Raw genomic sequence first — 16,292 nt, forward strand, 5'->3', positions numbered from 1 at the left:
GGGTGGCCGAGATCACCGCCGACACGTCGGATGCCACGAAGTTCTCGCCCTCGCCCAGACCGACCAGCAGCGGGCAGCCCATGCGCGCGCAGACGAAGTGGTCCGGTTCGGCACGGCTCATCACCGCCAGCGCGTACGCGCCGGTCAGTTCCTTCACCGTGCGCTGCAATGCCGAGAGCAGGCTGTCGCCGCTCTTCAGGTTGTAATGCATGAGGTGGGCGATGACTTCGGTGTCGGTCTGCGACTCGAACACATAGCCCAGTCCACGCAGGCGCTCGCGCTGCTCTTCGTGGTTCTCGATGATGCCGTTGTGCACCAGCGCCACGCCATCGCTAATGTGCGGATGCGCATTGGCTTCGGTGACCCCACCATGGGTCGCCCAGCGGGTGTGGCCGATGCCCAGGGTGGCGTCGAAGCCTTCAGCCAGGGCGGCCTTCTCCATCTCCGCCACGCGGCCGGTGCGGCGCACGCGGCGCACGTCCGGCTCCGCATGGGTCCGGTCGAGCACGGCAATACCGGAGGAGTCGTAACCCCGGTATTCCAACCGCTTCAGTCCTTCGATGAGTACCGGTACCACGTCGCGATCGGCGATCGCCCCAACTATTCCACACATTCCAGCGTGCCCGTAAAGATCCAATCGTCCATGATACAACTGATCAACGTCGCAATCAGCGGTCAGAGGACAACGGAATCCCCGAGGCCTCCGACCTATTCAGCAATTTGCGTTCAGGAACCCTGCGCCCCGTCACTCTGCCGATCGTGGGACCATACTATCTACAGCAGCGGGTCCATGCCTTGAAAGGTGGTTCCGACTGATGAACGATGGCGTTGCGCCGAGCGAGAGGGCCTTGTAGCCCAACGCCTGTGATCCAGCCATGCTCAGATGACCTGCATCATAGTAAACCGGCCTTCCCTCGGACATGGCCCTGCAGGATTGCTGATCGCACAACAAGGGGTGGAGGTCCAACAAAGTTACATTCTGGTACTTTCCTGCCAGTTCCGTCAGGTATCTGTTGACGTCATTCTCAAGGCCCTGAGAAAGGGGCCGCTCAGTCTTGCAGTGAAGCCCCGGGAACATCAACGACTTTCTCTCGCATTCACGGTCATAGTCCGGGAACAGTGGGACCGAAAGCGCAATCACGACATGTGGGACCTTCGCACTGAGTGTTGCGATGGTGCGGGCAATATCCTCCCTGGAATTGCCCCGGTCGAAACCGACCCACGCGCTCCCCACTACGACCGTAGAGTATTTTTCGACTTCCTGCTCCATGCGATCGTTGAACTTGGAACACGAATCTACGATTGATGGATGAGCATAGGCCGCCGAAGTCTTGAAGATCGGCATGCAGCCCGACATCGAAACATTTCTAACTGCGAGTCTATGATGCTCCGCCATGACCTTTATATAACCGACGTGGTGCGCCGCGTGGGAATCGCCCCAGAGCAGTATCCCGGCAGGCTTAGACGTATCGCCGAGCAGGCATCTAGGATCACTGAAGACCGCCTCATCGAAACCACCAACCTGACAGTTGTAAGGGTATTCACTGGCCGGCTTCGTCTCGCCATCCAGTTTGGCCAGATTGCTTGCATATGCGGTCGGCTTGAACACCGACACGGCTCCACCCGAGGCGAGGACAAAGTACCCCAAGCCCGCGATCATCATGCTCGCAGCAGGGTAGCCAAGAACGGCAAGCTTGCTCGACTTCCCGGATCCAGTCCGGAACCTGCGCTCGACCGCGAAGTATGAGAACAGCGTCATTGCCATCATCACGGCAACGCACACGACATAACCGCCGGTAGAAGGCGTTCCGTAGGCATACCTGTAGAATGCCATGACCGGCCAATGCCAGAGATAAAGCGAGAAGGAGACCCGCCCTATCCCTACCAGCGCGGGGAAGGCGAGCACCTTGGCAACCAGGGTGCGATCTACGCTACCCGTGTATAGCAGGATCGCCGTTCCCAGCGTAGGAAGAAGGGCTGCGTAACCGGGGAAGCCACTGGACTCGTCGAGGGAAACGATAGACAGCCCTACCAACGCGATACCGACCAGACTTGCGAGGAGCCCTAGCACCGAAGGAATCCTTCTGATGTCGGTAGTCAGCCAGTAGGCAATACCTCCGACCATCAACTCACCGGCACGCGTGGGCAACATGTAGTACGCAAACGACGGGTGCGAGTGGATCAGCACCTGTCCGAGCTGGAAGCTTCCAATCGCAAGTCCGCCAACAAGTATGTACCTCGCTGATTTAGGCAACCATCGGTACGCTGCTGCCAGCAACGGGGGCCAGAACAGGTAAAACTGCTCCTCAACGGCCAAAGACCACAGATGGAGTAGGGGCACAAGCTCCGACGATGTAGCAAAGTAGCCCGTATCCAAGGCTCGCCAGAAATATACATTGGCCGCCCAAATAGAACTTGCCGCTGCCGAGGCCCCAAGACTGGCTGCATCTTGTGGAAGCATCACTATGCTTGCCACAACTAGAGTAATTGCTATGCAGAAGATGGTGGCAGGCAGAATCCGCCGCGCCCGTGCCAAATAGAATCCTGAGTAGGAGAACGCCCCTGATTGCAATCCTCGGCTCAGAATGCCTGTAATAAGAAACCCAGAGATAACGAAGAAGACATCAACGCCGGTGAAGCCACCCGGTAGCCAGGTCTTGTTGAGATGAAACACAACAACTGCGAGCACCGCAATAGCGCGCAACCCATCGATATCCCGGCGATATCCCGGTCGATCCTGTGGCAATGACATCCCATTTATCCCTTAAGGTGCTGACACTCTATCCACTACGGACTGGCGTCGCTGCGCGCGCGACTGCAGCGCTCATCCGGCCAGTCGCGTTAAGGTTACCCACAGCTTGCCGAAAATGCCACGCAAATGTTCAAAGATCAGAGCTTCTGCAGTATGGCGTCTTTCCGGCGCACCCCTGCATCAGCGAAAATCTGGCCGAATTCTCGCCTCGCCTTGGACCATTTCATCGATGACATGGTTCAGGCCCTCCTCCCACTCGGGTAGCGCCATCCCCAGTTCCGTCTCCAGCTTGGAGGTATCCAGACGTGAGAATGATGGGCGCCTTACCCTCGTCGGGTACTGGTCCGAACTGATGGCGTTTACGAACGGCTGCCGGGAAATCAAGCCGGACGTTTCCGCTCTCGCAAAAATCGCACGGGCGAATCCGTACCAGGACGTTTCGCCTCGCGCGGTCAGGTGCCAAGTGCCCGTCAGTCCGTCCCCCCGCTTAATCAATTGGACGGTTACGTCAGCGATCAGCGCAGCCGAGGTAGGCGTGCCAACCTGGTCGGAGACAACATCCAGCGAATCGCGCGTGTCTGCAAGGCGCAGCATGGTGCGGAGGAAGTTTGAACCGTGCGAGGCGAACACCCAGGCGGTTCGAAGTATGAGGTGGGTACCTCCCGCGGCGCGCACCGCCATTTCTCCCGCTGCCTTGCTCCTCCCGTAAACACTCAGCGGCGAGGTTGCGTCTTCCTCTCGGTACGGCGTCGCTCCGTTTCCATCGAAGACATAGTCGGTCGAAAAGTGAACGAAAGGCACGCGCTTAGCCGCGCACCAGCGCGCGATTACACCGGGTGCCTCGGCATTGATCCGCCAAGCAGCATCGCCCTCGACTTCTGCAAGGTCCACGGCGGTGTATGCCGCCGCGTTAACCACCCAATCAGGGCGCAGGCGCTCCAACAGCGGAGTCAAGGACTCAGGAGCATTGAGATCGGCATTTTCGCACTTCCAACCGTCGGCAACGTGACCCGAACGGGTGGCCGCCACCACATCTGCCACCGGTTCGAGCGCACGCAGAAGCTCTCTTCCGACCTGGCCACTGGCGCCCAGCACAAGCACTCTGCCCAAGCTAGTCAAGGCCGGTATTCCGGCAGGCGTTCCTTGGAGATATCCCGCAGGAAGGGAGCCGATTCATCCTTCGCTGACAGGGTCGGAAGGTTGATCGGCCAGTCCACGCCGATCTTGGCATCATTCCATCTCACGCCGGCGTCGTGTTCCGCGCAGTACAGTTCGGTGCATAGGTAGCTGAACACTGCACGATCCGAAAGAACAGCGAAACCGTGCGCGAATCCCTCCGGAATCCAGAATTGCCTCCTGTTTTGCTCGGAAAGCACGACAGCTTCCCAGCAACCAAACGTCGGCGAGCCGCGCCGGACGTCCACGGCCACGTCATACACCTCCCCAGCCAGTACAGTCACCAGCTTGCCCTGTGGCCGAGGCCATTGGTAATGCAACCCACGCAGCACACCTTTCACGGAGGTAGAAACGTTGCTCTGAACGAAACGGCTTGGCAGGCCGTGGGCCGCGAATCGCTCGGCGTTCCATGTTTCGAAGAAGGATCCGCGGGCATCGCCGAACACGGCCGGCTCAATCACAACGCATCCAGGCAGCTCTGTCTCAATGATTTTCATGGGACCATTCCACGCAAAGCCAACTTCTGCAGATACTGACCGTAGTCATTCTTCAGCAAAGGCGCGGCCAATGCCTCCAGTTGCCCTACATCGATCCACCCTTGGCCGAAGGCGATCTCCTCGGGACAGCAGACTTGAAGCCCCTGGCGGGTCTGGATGGTTTCGATAAAATTGGACGCTTCAAGGAGCGATTGATGGGTGCCGGTGTCCAGCCAGGCAAACCCACGACCCAAAGGCTCCAGATTCAACTGACCATCGCGCAGATAATGATGGTTGAGATCGGTGATTTCGAGCTCACCTCGCGCGGAAGGCCGCAGTTCCGCCGCATACCTGCTTGCGTTTCCATCATAGAAATAGAGACCGGTGACGGCGTAGTTGGAGCGTGGTTCTGCCGGCTTTTCAACCAGATCGACGACTTTCCCATCCTTGTCGAACTCGGCTACACCATAACGCTGAGGGTCGTTGACCCAGTAGCCAAACACCGTGGCGCCTTCGTCCCTCGCGTCTGCGTTGCGCAACACATCCCTCAACCCGTGACCATGGAAGATGTTGTCGCCCAGCACCAGACAGCTTGGCTTGTCATCAACGAATTCCTTTCCGATCAGGTAGGCCTGTGCAAGGCCTTCCGGACTTGGCTGAACGGCATATCCGATGTTCATGCCCCACTGCGAGCCATCACCCAACAGCTCCCGGAAAAGCACCTGCTCATGCGGGGTGTTGATGATCAGCACCTCACGGATACCCGCCAGCATCAGCACGCTGAGCGGGTAATAGATCATCGGCTTGTCGTACACCGGCAGCAGCTGCTTGCTGATGCCCTTGGTGATCGGATACAGCCGGGTACCCGAACCACCGGCGAGGATGATGCCTTTACGCTGGGTCATATGTGTTTTCCTGATTCAGGCCGTGGTGCCGATACGCTGCAGCCGGTAGCTGCCGTCGAGCACGCCGTTGACCCATTCCTGGTTGTCCAGGTACCAATCAACCGTGAAGCCGATGCCCTGCTCGAAGGTGTACTTGGGCTCCCAGCCCAGCTGGTCCTTCAACTTCGATGCGTCAATGGCATAACGACGGTCATGGCCCGGGCGGTCCGCCACGTAGGTGATCTGGCTGCTGCGCGGCTGGCCATCCTCACGCGGACGGCGGGCGTCGAGCAGCGCGCAGATGGCGTGCACCACCTCAATGTTCTCCTTCTCGGAGTTGCCTCCCACGTTGTAGGTCTCGCCGACCTGGCCCTTGGCCAACACGGTGCGGATCGCCTCGCAGTGGTCGGAGACGAACAACCAGTCGCGCACCTGCTTGCCGTCGCCGTAGACCGGCAGCGGCTCGCCGGCCAGCGCCTTGGCAATCACCAGCGGGATGAGCTTTTCCGGGAAGTGGTACGGGCCGTAGTTGTTCGAGCAGTTGGTGGTCAGCACCGGCAGCCCGTAGGTGTGGTGGAACGCGCGCACCAAGTGGTCGGAAGCTGCCTTGGACGCCGAGTACGGCGAGTTGGGCGCATAAGGGGTGGTTTCGCTGAACTTGCCGGTTTCACCCAAGGTGCCGTACACCTCGTCGGTGGAAACATGCAGAAAGCGGAATGCCGGACCCCGGTCGCCGCCCAGCGTCTTCCAGTAGTCGCGCACCGACTCCAGCAACCCCAGCGTGGCCACCACGTTGGTCTGGATGAAAGCGCCCGGACCATCAATGGAGCGGTCCACGTGGCTTTCCGCCGCAAAGTTCACCACGGCGTCAGGCTGGTACTGGTCCAGCAGCCGCCGAACCAGGACGGGGTCGCCGATGTCGCCCTTCACAAAGATATGGCTGGGGTTCCCGTCCAGCGAGGCCAGCGTGGCGAGGTTTCCGGCGTAGGTCAGGGCGTCCAGGTTGATGACGCGCACGCCCCGGACTGCGGCCTCCAGCACGAAATTACCGCCAATGAATCCGGCGCCGCCGGTGACAAGCCAAGTGGGCACTACCCGTACTCCTATTGAAAGCCGTGTGGGGCGGTTCACGGCCCCGGTTCAGCATCAAAGGATACAACCGAGGACCGCAAGTTAAGTCGCCCGCGGGTGAACGGTCGCCACGGCGTGTGGCAGCGCAGCACGCGGCAGGAGACCATACGCATTCGCATGGTAGTCCCAACCCAGTTAGAATCGCGATCCCACCCCCGAACCGGTTGCCGCGTCCTGCAGCCGGACGTTCCCCGTTATTGAAGGATCCCGCACCAGATGAAAATCCTCGTCGCGTACAAGCGCGTGGTGGACTACAACGTCCGCATTCAGGTCAAGCCGGACGGTTCCGGCGTGGTCACCGACGGCGTCAAGCTGTCCCCCAACCCCTTTGACGAAATCGCCCTGGAAGAAGCCCTGCGCCTGCGCGACAAGGGCATCGCCACCGAGGTCGTGGTCGCCACCATCGCACCGGCCGATGCCCAGGCCCACCTGCGCAACGGCTTGGCCATGGGTGCCAACCGCGCCATCCACGTGGTCACCGATCAGGCCATCCAGCCGCTGACCGCCGCCCGCACCCTGCTCAAACTGGTCGAGAAGGAACAGCCGGACCTGGTGATCCTGGGCAAGCAGGCGATCGACGACGACGCCAACCAGACCGGCCAGATGCTGGCCACTCTTTGGGGCCGCCCGCAGGCGACCTTCGCAAGCAAGCTGGAGATTGCCGACGGCAAGGCCACCGTGACCCGCGAGGTCGACGCCGGCCTGGAAACGCTGGAAGTGGACCTGCCGGCCGTGGTCACTACCGACCTGCGCCTGAACGAGCCGCGCTTCATCAAGCTGCCGGACATCATGAAGGCCAAGGCCAAGCCGCTGGAGAGCCTGCAGCTGGCCGACCTGGGCGTTGAAGCCGCCGACACCTTCAACACCACACACTACGCCGCGCCGTCCAAGCGCAGCAAGGGTGTGATGGTCAAGGACGCAGCCGAACTGGTTGCCGCACTCAAGCAGAAGGGGTTGCTCTAATGACCAAGATCCTCGTAGTTGCCGAACACCATGACGGCAAGCTCAACGCCGCCACCGCCAAGACCGTGAGCGCGGCCGCCGCCATCAGCGGCGCCAGCATCGACGTGCTGGTGCTGGCTGCCGATCCGGCCGCCGTGGCCACCCAGGCCTCCCAGCTGGCTGGCGTGGCCAAGGTGCTGACCGTTGCCAACGCCGCCAACGGCCAGGCCTTGGCCCAGGTGCTGGCCCCCCAGATCGCACAGCTGGCCAAGGGCTACACGCACGTGTTCGGCCCGTCGACCACCTTCGGCAAGGACCTGATGCCGTGCGTGGCCGCCCTGCTGGGCGTGAACCAGGTCTCCGACCTGATGAGCGTCGAAGGCAGCCACAGCTTCAAGCGTCCGATCTACGCGGGCAACGCCATCATCACCGTGGACGTGCCGTCCGACCAGATCGTGGTCGCCACGGTGCGCGCCGCCTCCTGGCCGGAAGCGGCCCAAAGCGGCAGCGCCCCGGTTGAAGCGGCCAACGTGGACGCGGCCCTGCCGACCCATACCCGCTTCATCGGCCTGGCCGCCGGCGCCAGCGACCGCCCGGACCTGCAGAGCGCCAAGCGCGTGGTGTCCGGTGGCCGTGGCGTCGGTTCGGAAGAGAACTTCAAGGTGATCTTCCAGCTGGCCGACAAGCTCGGTGCGGCCGTGGGCGCCTCGCGCGCGGCGGTGGATGCCGGCTACGTGCCCAGCGACCTGCAGGTCGGCCAGACCGGCAAGATCATTGCCCCGGAGCTGTATGTGGCCGTGGGCATCAGCGGTGCCATCCAGCACCTGACCGGGATCAAGGACGCCGGCACCATCGTGGCGATCAACAAGGACCCGGACTCGCCGATCTTCGAGATTGCCGATATCGGGCTGGTGGGGGATCTGTTTACCCTGCTGCCGGAGCTGGAATCCGCCTTGGGCTGATGCCCGCCGGATTGCAGGCTGAAGAAAGGGGCGCTCAGGGTGCCCCTTTCGTTCTTTTCATTCCACACCGTGGTGGTCCATGTCAGCAAGACTCTTTCGCTTTCTTGTCTCGGGAGGCTCCGCCGCAGCGGTAGAGTACGCTGCATTCGTAGCGTTACACTGGCTGCTGGGCGCTGCTTGGTTGTTCGCAAGTCAATCACTGAGCTTTTTCTGCGGATTCGTGGTCAGCTTCCTTCTCAACCGAGGCTGGGTGTTCCAAAGCAGCGGCGCATTTTCCGGGGAGCTGCTAAAGTACGGAGTGGTCGCAGCCGTAAATCTGGTTGCCGGCAATCTTGCTATTGGACTGCTGGTGGGGCCGCTTCAGGTGAATCACTACGTCGCCAAACTGGTGGTGATGGTGGTCATTGCCGCCTGGAACTACCTGATTTTCTCCAAGCTCGTATTCAGGCAACGGATCGACAAGAACACATGAGTCCCATGGCGCAACACTATTCAAACGTAGCAATCGTCATTCCTGCCTACAACGAGGGCAGCGCCATTCTGGGGACCATCAAAGGCATACCCGAGGACTTCCCGCACATCATCGTCGTCGACGATGGCAGCCGCGATGACACCCGCGAGCAGGTTGCCGCCACTCGTGCGGCGCTGGTGAAGCACCCGATCAACCTCGGTCAAGGCGCAGCCCTGCAGACCGGCATTGACATGGCGCTGCTGGATCCCGGCATTGATTATGTAGTTACGTTCGATGCTGACGGCCAACATCGTATTGAAGACGTTCGCGCCATGATCGACTACGCCGAACGACACAACGTGCAGGTAGTGCTGGGCTCCCGATTCCTGGGCAAAGCGATCAACATGCCCGGCATGAAGCGGGTCATCCTGAAAGCGGCCGTCTGGTTCTCCAACATCACCTCCGGGGTGCGCCTCACTGACACCCACAATGGGCTCAGGGTCATCCATCGTTCCGCTGCCGAACGCCTGAAGCTCGAGCTGCCAGACTTCTCCCATGCCTCCGAGATCGTCGAGAGGATCGGGCAACAGCGCCTCAGCTACGCGGAAGTACCGGTGACCATCATTTACAGTGAGTATTCGCGCAGCAAGGGACAGTCAATGATCAACGCAGTCAACATCGCTTTTGACGCACTTCTGCGCAAGGTGATCAAATAATGATCATCAGAGTTCTACTCATCGTCTCGACCGTCTGGATTGCGTGGTATTTCCTTTCTTCACGCGGCACCAGCAGGTCGAACGCTTTCAAGAAGGTTCTGCTGGTTGGGTTTGTGGTCGCTGCAGTGGTGGCCGTGCTCATTCCCGACAGCCTGACTGCCTTGGCAAACCTTGTGGGCGTGGGACGCGGCACCGACCTGCTGGTCTACGCCTTGGTGCAGGTGGTTGCATTCCAGCTTTTCAACACGTACGCCAAGGATAAGCAGATCCAGAAGCAGATCGTCCATCTGGCACGTCGCATCGCGATTCTTGAAGCAACGTCAGGCAAGCCGCCCACGGATGGCGAAGCGCCCCGCGGCTGAACTGCAGCAGCGCTGGCAACACCCACTGAAAGGAATTGGAGGAAAACGTTGAACAACAGGATTCTAGTGACAGGCGGGGCCGGCTACATTGGCTCGCATACCACTATCGCACTGCTGCAGGCAGGCTACGACGTCGTGATCGCCGACAACTTCAGCAATAGCGAGCGCTGGATTCCTGACCGGATTTCGACGTTGTCCGGACATGTCGTGCAGTGCCATGAGCTGGACCTGCGGAACCACGCTGCAACTTTGGAGTGCCTGCATCAGGTCCGACCCGACGGTGTGATTCATTTCGGTGCGCTTAAATCGGTAGGCGAGAGCATCGCCAACCCGTTGCACTACTATCAGAACAACGTCACCGGCACGCTGAACCTGCTGGATGCCATGCAGCACATTGGCTGCAATAACTTGGTGTTCAGCTCCTCGGCCACCGTCTACGGCTACCCGGACCGTTGCCCCATCAGCGAAGACGCTGCCCTTCACGCGATCAACCCGTACGGGCGCACCAAGTTGATGATGGAGCAGGCGATCGAGGACATCGGCACCTCCAGCCCCGGGTTCCATGCCGCGGTTCTGCGCTACTTTAACCCCGCCGGTGCGCACGACAGTGGCCAGCTTGGCGAGCTCCCACGTGGCGCCCCCAACAACCTTGTACCATTCGTGGCTCAGGTAGCCGCCGGGCTCCGTCCGGAAGTCAAGGTGTTTGGCGGAGACTACAAAACACCCGATGGCACCGGAATCCGGGATTACATCCACGTGATGGATCTTGCCCAGGCCCATGTCCACGCACTGGAGTACCTGCGCGATCGCAAGCAGGGACTTGTGGTCAACCTCGGCACCGGCAGCGGGTACTCGGTGATCGAAATCATCGATGCCTTCAGCCGGGCAAGCGGCCGCCAGATTGCCTACCAGATCACCGACCGGCGCCCGGGTGACGCCGACGCCTGCTATGCCGATCCATCGCTGGCTGAGAAGCTGCTGGGGTGGCGGGCTTCGCGGGGGTTGGACACTATCTGCGCCGACGCATGGCGCTGGCAGATACACCTGCAGCAGAACTGATCACTCCATCCGACCGCCCGCCGTTGGACCTTTCAATGAACACGACTTCGTGGGGCTCGCACAGCAAGCCCTGGCCGGCCGCTAGCCTCGCGGCCCTGCTGGCTGTCTGCGGCGCCTTTTCAATCCTGTCGCGCGTACCTGGCGCGGAATTCCTCGATGTGCCCCAGGCGCTGGTGCCAGTGCTGTTCTGCGCCGCAGTCCTGTGGTTCATCCTGCTGCCGGCATCGCGCAGGCTGCTGGAACGGGCCTGCACCTTGTCCACGCGCATCTGCGTGATCGCAATCGCCTGCGCACTGGTCACGGGCACGATCCTGCTCTTCGCACTGCCGATCAAGCCCGCGCCGATCAGCGTTGCGGACGTCTCGGTAAGCGTATTGGACGGAAAGTCGGCGAGCTCACAAGGTCGGGAAGTATGGCTGCGGGTGGAACGTGACGGGAAGGATGTCCCCTTCAGTGAACTCAGGCAAACGGGCGAATGGGTGGACAAGGCGCCCTTCCTGGTTGCAGTGGCTCCTTCCGTACCGACGTCGATCGCATGGCGAGGCTCGTACGAGGACAGCCTGCGGTTGATCTTCGTTGCCCATGGCTGGTCAGGGCGTGCGCGCGTGACCTGGAATGGCATGCAGCGCGACCTGGACCTTTACCGTTCGGAAGGGGGCAGCTTGACCCTCGATCTCGGAGGAATTGAGGTCACCCAGAATCGGCTTGCCATTCCCGTCCGCAGCGCGCGCCAGTGGGCAACTGCCACCGCAGACATCATCCTGATGGGCGCCCTTGGACTGTGGCTGTTTGGCTGGCTTACTACCCGGCCCTATCCATCGACCGAGGTAGCCAATCCCGGCCCAGCGTGGCGGGAAGCGCTGTTGTTCTCCATCCCGCTGTTGGCATCCAGTGTCGCGTGCCTGATCATCTTCTACCCCGGGATGATGACGTCCGACTCCCTGGATCAATGGCGACAGGCTGGGTCGCTGTCCTTCAACGACGCCCATCCATTGCTTTACGGCCTGATGATGGTCGCGGCCCGGTGGTTCTGGGATAGCCCCGCGGCCGTTGCGACGGTCCAGTTGGTCCTATTCTCGGCCAGCAGCGGTTGGCTGGTGGCCTCGGTGCGCCGCACTACCGGCGCTCCCACCTTGATCGCGTGGTTCTCCGCGTGTCTGCTGGCGACTTTCCCCTTGCTTCCACTGACCGCGGTCACCCTGTGGAAGGATGTACCCTACTCTGCGGCTGTCATCGCACTGACCGCGTTCGTAGTGGCGCGCGCGCCTCGTACGGTGAGCCATGGGATGAGTGTTGGTGCCACCATCGCGTTCTCCATGTTGATGTTCTGTGCAATGGCGCTACGTCACAACGGGCCGCCTGTCGCCATTGCAGCCGCACTGGTGCTGTTCTTCATTGCCCGGCATGCGCGTCTCCGCGTCGCACTGGCCACCGTGACTGCGATCATCTTGATGGTGCTGCTGAAAGGGCCGATCTCTGACGCGGCGGGTATTGAGCGTAAGCCAGTCAGTTACGTGCTGTACTCCCACCACATCGCCGCACACTTAGCCGCCGGTAATCTTCCGGTAGCCGCTGCAGACCAAGCGCTGTTGCGGCGGATCAATTCAAAGGATGCAGACTGGGCCTACAACTGTGCTACGGTGAATCCCGTCGTCTTCAACCCCCAATTTGACGCCCGCCTGGCCATGGCGCACGACAGTGACCTTTTGCGAATCCTGCTGGAGCAGGCCCGTAAACAACCTGATGTCGAGTTCCAGCACGGCATGTGCTCCAGCGGCCTGATCTGGCGGATCAAGGATTTCGAAAACGACCCGCTGTATCTCTCAAGCGTGGGCCTGTGGGCACCCTACGGCAAGGTCAAGTGGATCACGGGCGAGCGAGGGGACCCCGTCCAAGATTCCATATCTCCTGCGCTGGCCGAGTTTGTTGGCAAAATGTCCCTTCTTCCGATAATGGAAGCTGTGTTCCGTCCGGCCGCCTACATGTACCTGCTCATCTTCGCCTGCGGCGTCGCAGTTTCACGGCGGCGTGACAATCGCATCTGGTTGCTGCTGGTACTGCCCGCTGTGCACACCGCGTTCTTGGCAATTTCCATCGTTGCGCAGGATGCAAGGTACCAGCTTCCCCTGTATGTAATTACCTTCGCCGCCGTACCGCTCCTCGTGTCAGCCCATCGCCGCCTGCCGCAGTCCAGTTCGCAGGCTGGATCATGACGTTGAGGCGCCCCACAGCGCGAATACTGGTCATCGTCATATCCGCAGGACTGATGCTGGCAGCGGCGTCCCTTTGTCCACGGACGGCGTTTGCACAATTATCAGCGCTGCTCCGCATCACGCTGCTGATCGCAGCGGCTGGCGTGGCTGCGGCAGCCTCATTTCTGGTTCTGGAGTGTACAAGGCCGCAATGGAGCGTGATTCCAGTGCGTTCCCGCATCGCGTGGCTGGGCGGCGCCGTAGTGGCCGGGTGGTTGCTGACGTGGATGATTCCGCTGGATCCTGCGCCTGCCCCCGGCAAGCCATTTTCGGTCGAAATCAGTTCGCTGGGCACGCATTCCAAGGCGTCCCAAGGCGCGGAGGTGTGGGCCAAGCTGGTCGTCGACGGCAGGTCAGTTGAACTCGGCGAAACGGATGCGGGTCCGACTTGGATTGCCGAACACGGCTATCTGATCACGCCAATCAACAGCCCTCCTGACCGGATCGAATGGAACGGCCATTATCGCCGCAGCGTGCAGCTGCAGCTGTATACGCATCCGTGGTCTGGACAAGCGCGCGTACGTTGGCCAGGTAACGAGCGCACGTTGGACCTGTACAGCCCCGCTGGCGGTAACGTCGATCTTGCTCTCGCACATGGTTTCAATGCGACGTCGACGCAGTTCCTGTTGTTTCCATCGCGAACGCCGCTGCAGTACCTGGTGCAGGCCTGCCAAGCAGTCTCGCTGGGGTTGTTGATCCTCGCTGGTCTTGCATTCTTTTCGCGCTGGCCCTTACCCGCTGCCGCCGCAACATCGGCAGCGGAACGAAGCTTGGCGTGCGAGATACTGATCGCGGCCCTGCCCCTGCTCGTAGTGGGCAGCGTAGTGCTGGTGATCTTCTCGCCCGCGATCCTGACCACGGACTCACTTGGCCAGTGGAACCAGGCCAGCACCGGGCGTTACTCGGACGCGCATCCCGTGATGTACGCGTTCTACCTATGGGGGATCCAGCGGCTCAACGGCGGCCCGGCCCTCGCTGCCTGGCTGCAGATGGCCGCGATGGCGCTGGCCGGCGGCTGGCTGGCCGTCACGGTCCGACGCGCCTGCAACGCTCCCCGATGGAGCTCACTGGCCGGCGGCATGCTGGTAGCTGCATATCCGTTGACCGCACTAACGTCGATCACTCTCTGGAAAGATGTACCCTACGCCAGCAGTGTGACTGCCCTCACCGCATTCGTAATCGGCAACGTGTTCCTTGGCACTCCAGACCTCCGGCGCTTCCGCAATGGACTTGGCTTGGCAGTGCTGGCGGCGGCATGCATCGGCCTTCGCCACAACGGCCCACCGGTGGCCGCTGCTGCGTTCCTGATCCTGCTGCTGCGTCCCGGTGCCCGGCTGCACACGGTGGCTTACCTAATTGTGGCGTTTGCGCTGGCTTGGGGCGTAAAGGGGCCGTTGGCCAATGCGGTTGGCACCGAGCGCACCAGTGCCGCCTACATGGCCTACACGCACCATCTGTCTGCGCACCTTGCATCCGGCCAACAGCCGACGTCGGCAGCGGACACTGCGATTCTCGACGCCATCGACAAGGGTGCCGATGACTGGCGCTATCGCTGCTCAATGGTCAATACGACCATCTTCGACAACGCGTATGACATCCCCACAGCGGTGAAATACCAGGACGACCTGTTCCGGATATGGCTGCGGATGGCGCTGGACCGTCCTGACGTAGAGTTCGACCACATGCTGTGCGCAAGCAGCATGGTCTGGCGTTACCGTATCGCTGACAATGGCCCCCTGTACCTGTACACATTCGGATTTCTCGACAAGGGTGAGGGCGGCCTGCAATGGGTTGAGCCAGGCTTGAGCGGTTTCGTCGAGACGTCGCCCTTCCCCGACGTTGCTGCCTGGATCGGACGCGCGGTGCTGGACGTCCGCCTGACCCGATTCTGGCGTCCCGCAGCGTTCCTTTGCGCGCTGACGCTGCTGACCGTGCTGGCATGGCGCCGCACCGGGGATCGACGGGTACTGTTGATACCCGTACTGGTACTGGTGCACACCATGGTGCTGATGGTGGCCATCATCGCGCAGGACGCTCGATACCAGCTCCCGATCTACATCATCCTGTTGGCCGTTGCCCCCGCACTGGCGCTCTCCCGGCGCGCCGGCGTTCAGGCAACCGGGGGCAGCGCCCCAGAGGGATAACGCGTCAGCAGAGGGTGCAAGGCATGGCGTGGCATTGCCGAGGTTTCATGCGATAGGAACGCCAGCAGCAGTTGCAGGCCGAGCATCATCGGCAGCGCAGCCAGCATGATGGTCCCAAGTGGCGTGAACAACCCTTCTTCGGCGGCGTGCAGCCAGTGGAAGAAGCCAAACAGCGCGCCAAATACAAGCATGGGCAGACCCACCAGCAGCTCGATCGAGGCCATGTTCAGGTCGCGCAGGTAGTAGTTGTAGATTACCCGCTTGCAGGCGTTGCGCATGTGCTTGGCTAGAAACTCCCCGATGATCTTCGACACCTTAAGACCGCTGACCTCATCGGCGTAGCGTGAATCCATGGGAATGTCCACCACCTTGGCCCGCATGACGTTCAAGCGGAACAGGATGTCGCTTTCGAAAAAGTAGCGCTTACTGATGGCCTCCAGCGGAAGCCGACGCGCGATCGCGGCGTGGATGGCAGTGTAACCATTGGTAGGGTCGAACACGTCCCAGTACCCCGTCGACGCCTTTGCCATGAAGGACAGGCCCAGGTTGCCAATCCGTCGCAGCAATGGCATCGCGCTGATCCCGCGCAGGTCGAAGAAGCGATTGCCCTTGGTGTAGTCAGCGTCTCCTGCCAGGATCGGCGCGACAAAAACATCGATCAGCGATGGATCCATTTGACCGTCGCCATCCAGCTTGACCATGACGGTTGCACCGTCGGCGATCGCGCGCTCATAGCCGTGCATGACTGCCCCGCCGACTCCTAGGTTTACTGCATTGCGCACAACGACCACCCTCGGATCGCCGCAGGCGCGCTCAACCAGGTCACCGCTGCCGTCCGGGCAACAGTCATCCACGCAATAGATCCTGTCTACTAGGGGACCGATGCACTCCAACAACGGCAGGATATGCTTGGTCACCTTATGACAGGGAATTACTACTGCGACGCCGCTACTCCACATGAATGGGCCTCTCCAAGCGTTTGTTG

14 protein-coding genes and 1 pseudogene are annotated in these 16,292 nt (G+C 61.1%); 8 read left to right on the forward strand and 7 right to left on the reverse strand.

The features are described 5' to 3' along the window. The 6 genes and pseudogenes from C2U58_RS14490 to rfbB all read right to left on the reverse strand — a co-directional run. Positions 1-613: pseudogene (locus C2U58_RS14490) on the reverse strand (glutamine--fructose-6-phosphate aminotransferase); the annotation flags it as partial. A gap of 132 nt (positions 614-745) precedes the next feature. Then, positions 746-2,752 carry an acyltransferase family protein gene (locus C2U58_RS14495; RefSeq protein ID WP_102946491.1) on the reverse strand — a complete coding sequence of 669 codons (2,007 nt, stop codon included), beginning with the start codon at positions 2,750-2,752 and terminating at the stop codon, positions 746-748. Between the two features lie 180 nt (positions 2,753-2,932). Further along, the gene (rfbD, locus tag C2U58_RS14500; RefSeq protein WP_253256755.1) at positions 2,933-3,862 is read right to left on the reverse strand and encodes a dTDP-4-dehydrorhamnose reductase; all 930 of its coding nucleotides are present in this window, start codon (positions 3,860-3,862) and stop codon (positions 2,933-2,935) included. A gap of 5 nt (positions 3,863-3,867) precedes the next feature. Then, positions 3,868-4,425, reverse strand: coding sequence for a dTDP-4-dehydrorhamnose 3,5-epimerase (gene rfbC, locus C2U58_RS14505; protein WP_102946493.1), 558 nt, complete (start codon positions 4,423-4,425; stop codon positions 3,868-3,870). After that, positions 4,422-5,309, reverse strand: a complete 888-nt coding sequence (gene rfbA, locus C2U58_RS14510) for a glucose-1-phosphate thymidylyltransferase RfbA (protein ID WP_102946494.1) — start codon at positions 5,307-5,309, stop codon at positions 4,422-4,424. The genes rfbC and rfbA overlap by 4 nt, the downstream gene beginning before the upstream one ends. A 15-nt stretch (positions 5,310-5,324) precedes the next feature. Continuing rightward, on the reverse strand, positions 5,325-6,380 hold the full coding sequence (gene rfbB, locus C2U58_RS14515) for a dTDP-glucose 4,6-dehydratase (protein ID WP_102946495.1): 1,056 nt from the start codon (positions 6,378-6,380) through the stop codon (positions 5,325-5,327). A gap of 255 nt (positions 6,381-6,635) precedes the next feature. Here rfbB and C2U58_RS14520 point away from each other — a divergent pair, with 255 nt between their 5' ends. From C2U58_RS14520 to C2U58_RS14555, 8 genes are all read left to right on the forward strand, one after another. Continuing rightward, a complete protein-coding gene (locus C2U58_RS14520) occupies positions 6,636-7,382 on the forward strand; it encodes an electron transfer flavoprotein subunit beta/FixA family protein (RefSeq protein ID WP_102946496.1) in 747 nt (248 codons plus the stop codon). Next, positions 7,382-8,323 carry an electron transfer flavoprotein subunit alpha/FixB family protein gene (locus tag C2U58_RS14525; protein WP_102946497.1) on the forward strand — a complete coding sequence of 314 codons (942 nt, stop codon included), beginning with the start codon at positions 7,382-7,384 and terminating at the stop codon, positions 8,321-8,323. The genes C2U58_RS14520 and C2U58_RS14525 overlap by 1 nt, the downstream gene beginning before the upstream one ends. Before the next feature lie 79 nt (positions 8,324-8,402). Continuing rightward, positions 8,403-8,795 carry a GtrA family protein gene (locus tag C2U58_RS14530; protein WP_102946498.1) on the forward strand — a complete coding sequence of 131 codons (393 nt, stop codon included), beginning with the start codon at positions 8,403-8,405 and terminating at the stop codon, positions 8,793-8,795. A gap of 5 nt (positions 8,796-8,800) precedes the next feature. After that, positions 8,801-9,490, forward strand: coding sequence for a glycosyltransferase family 2 protein (locus C2U58_RS14535; RefSeq protein ID WP_102946499.1), 690 nt, complete (start codon positions 8,801-8,803; stop codon positions 9,488-9,490). Then, positions 9,490-9,852 (forward strand): DUF2304 domain-containing protein, encoded by a 363-nt coding sequence (locus tag C2U58_RS14540; protein ID WP_102946500.1) that lies wholly within the window; start codon positions 9,490-9,492, stop codon positions 9,850-9,852. Before C2U58_RS14535 ends, C2U58_RS14540 begins: the two co-directional genes overlap by 1 nt. A 48-nt stretch (positions 9,853-9,900) precedes the next feature. Further along, a complete protein-coding gene (gene galE, locus C2U58_RS14545; RefSeq protein WP_102946501.1) occupies positions 9,901-10,911 on the forward strand; it encodes a UDP-glucose 4-epimerase GalE in 1,011 nt (336 codons plus the stop codon). A 35-nt stretch (positions 10,912-10,946) separates the two neighbouring features. Next, positions 10,947-13,124 (forward strand): hypothetical protein, encoded by a 2,178-nt coding sequence (locus C2U58_RS14550; RefSeq protein ID WP_102946502.1) that lies wholly within the window; start codon positions 10,947-10,949, stop codon positions 13,122-13,124. Continuing rightward, on the forward strand, positions 13,121-15,307 hold the full coding sequence (locus tag C2U58_RS14555) for a hypothetical protein (protein WP_146033474.1): 2,187 nt from the start codon (positions 13,121-13,123) through the stop codon (positions 15,305-15,307). The genes C2U58_RS14550 and C2U58_RS14555 overlap by 4 nt, the downstream gene beginning before the upstream one ends. On the opposite strand, the gene C2U58_RS14560 is transcribed toward C2U58_RS14555, so the two are convergent. Beyond that, a complete protein-coding gene (locus C2U58_RS14560) occupies positions 15,274-16,266 on the reverse strand; it encodes a glycosyltransferase family 2 protein (protein ID WP_102946504.1) in 993 nt (330 codons plus the stop codon). The genes C2U58_RS14555 and C2U58_RS14560 overlap by 34 nt on opposite strands. Positions 16,267-16,292: the final 26 nt, after the last annotated feature.

Source organism: Stenotrophomonas sp. VV52 (genome assembly GCF_002893095.1).
GTDB classification, from domain to species: Bacteria; Pseudomonadota; Gammaproteobacteria; order Xanthomonadales; family Xanthomonadaceae; genus Stenotrophomonas; species Stenotrophomonas aracearum.

Excerpts from the sequence above, each read along its gene's own strand:
- C2U58_RS14495 (WP_102946491.1), bottom strand. The coding sequence starts at position 2,752 with ATGTCATTGCCACAGGATCGACCGGGATATCGCCGGGATATCGATGGG.
- rfbC (WP_102946493.1), bottom strand. The coding sequence starts at position 4,425 with ATGAAAATCATTGAGACAGAGCTGCCTGGATGCGTTGTGATTGAGCCG.
- rfbA (WP_102946494.1), bottom strand. The coding sequence starts at position 5,309 with ATGACCCAGCGTAAAGGCATCATCCTCGCCGGTGGTTCGGGTACCCGG.
- C2U58_RS14520 (WP_102946496.1), top strand. The coding sequence starts at position 6,636 with ATGAAAATCCTCGTCGCGTACAAGCGCGTGGTGGACTACAACGTCCGC.
- C2U58_RS14525 (WP_102946497.1), top strand. The coding sequence starts at position 7,382 with ATGACCAAGATCCTCGTAGTTGCCGAACACCATGACGGCAAGCTCAAC.
- C2U58_RS14530 (WP_102946498.1), top strand. The coding sequence starts at position 8,403 with ATGTCAGCAAGACTCTTTCGCTTTCTTGTCTCGGGAGGCTCCGCCGCA.
- C2U58_RS14535 (WP_102946499.1), top strand. The coding sequence starts at position 8,801 with ATGGCGCAACACTATTCAAACGTAGCAATCGTCATTCCTGCCTACAAC.
- C2U58_RS14540 (WP_102946500.1), top strand. The coding sequence starts at position 9,490 with ATGATCATCAGAGTTCTACTCATCGTCTCGACCGTCTGGATTGCGTGG.
- C2U58_RS14550 (WP_102946502.1), top strand. The coding sequence starts at position 10,947 with ATGAACACGACTTCGTGGGGCTCGCACAGCAAGCCCTGGCCGGCCGCT.
- C2U58_RS14555 (WP_146033474.1), top strand. The coding sequence starts at position 13,121 with ATGACGTTGAGGCGCCCCACAGCGCGAATACTGGTCATCGTCATATCC.
- C2U58_RS14560 (WP_102946504.1), bottom strand. The coding sequence starts at position 16,266 with ATGTGGAGTAGCGGCGTCGCAGTAGTAATTCCCTGTCATAAGGTGACC.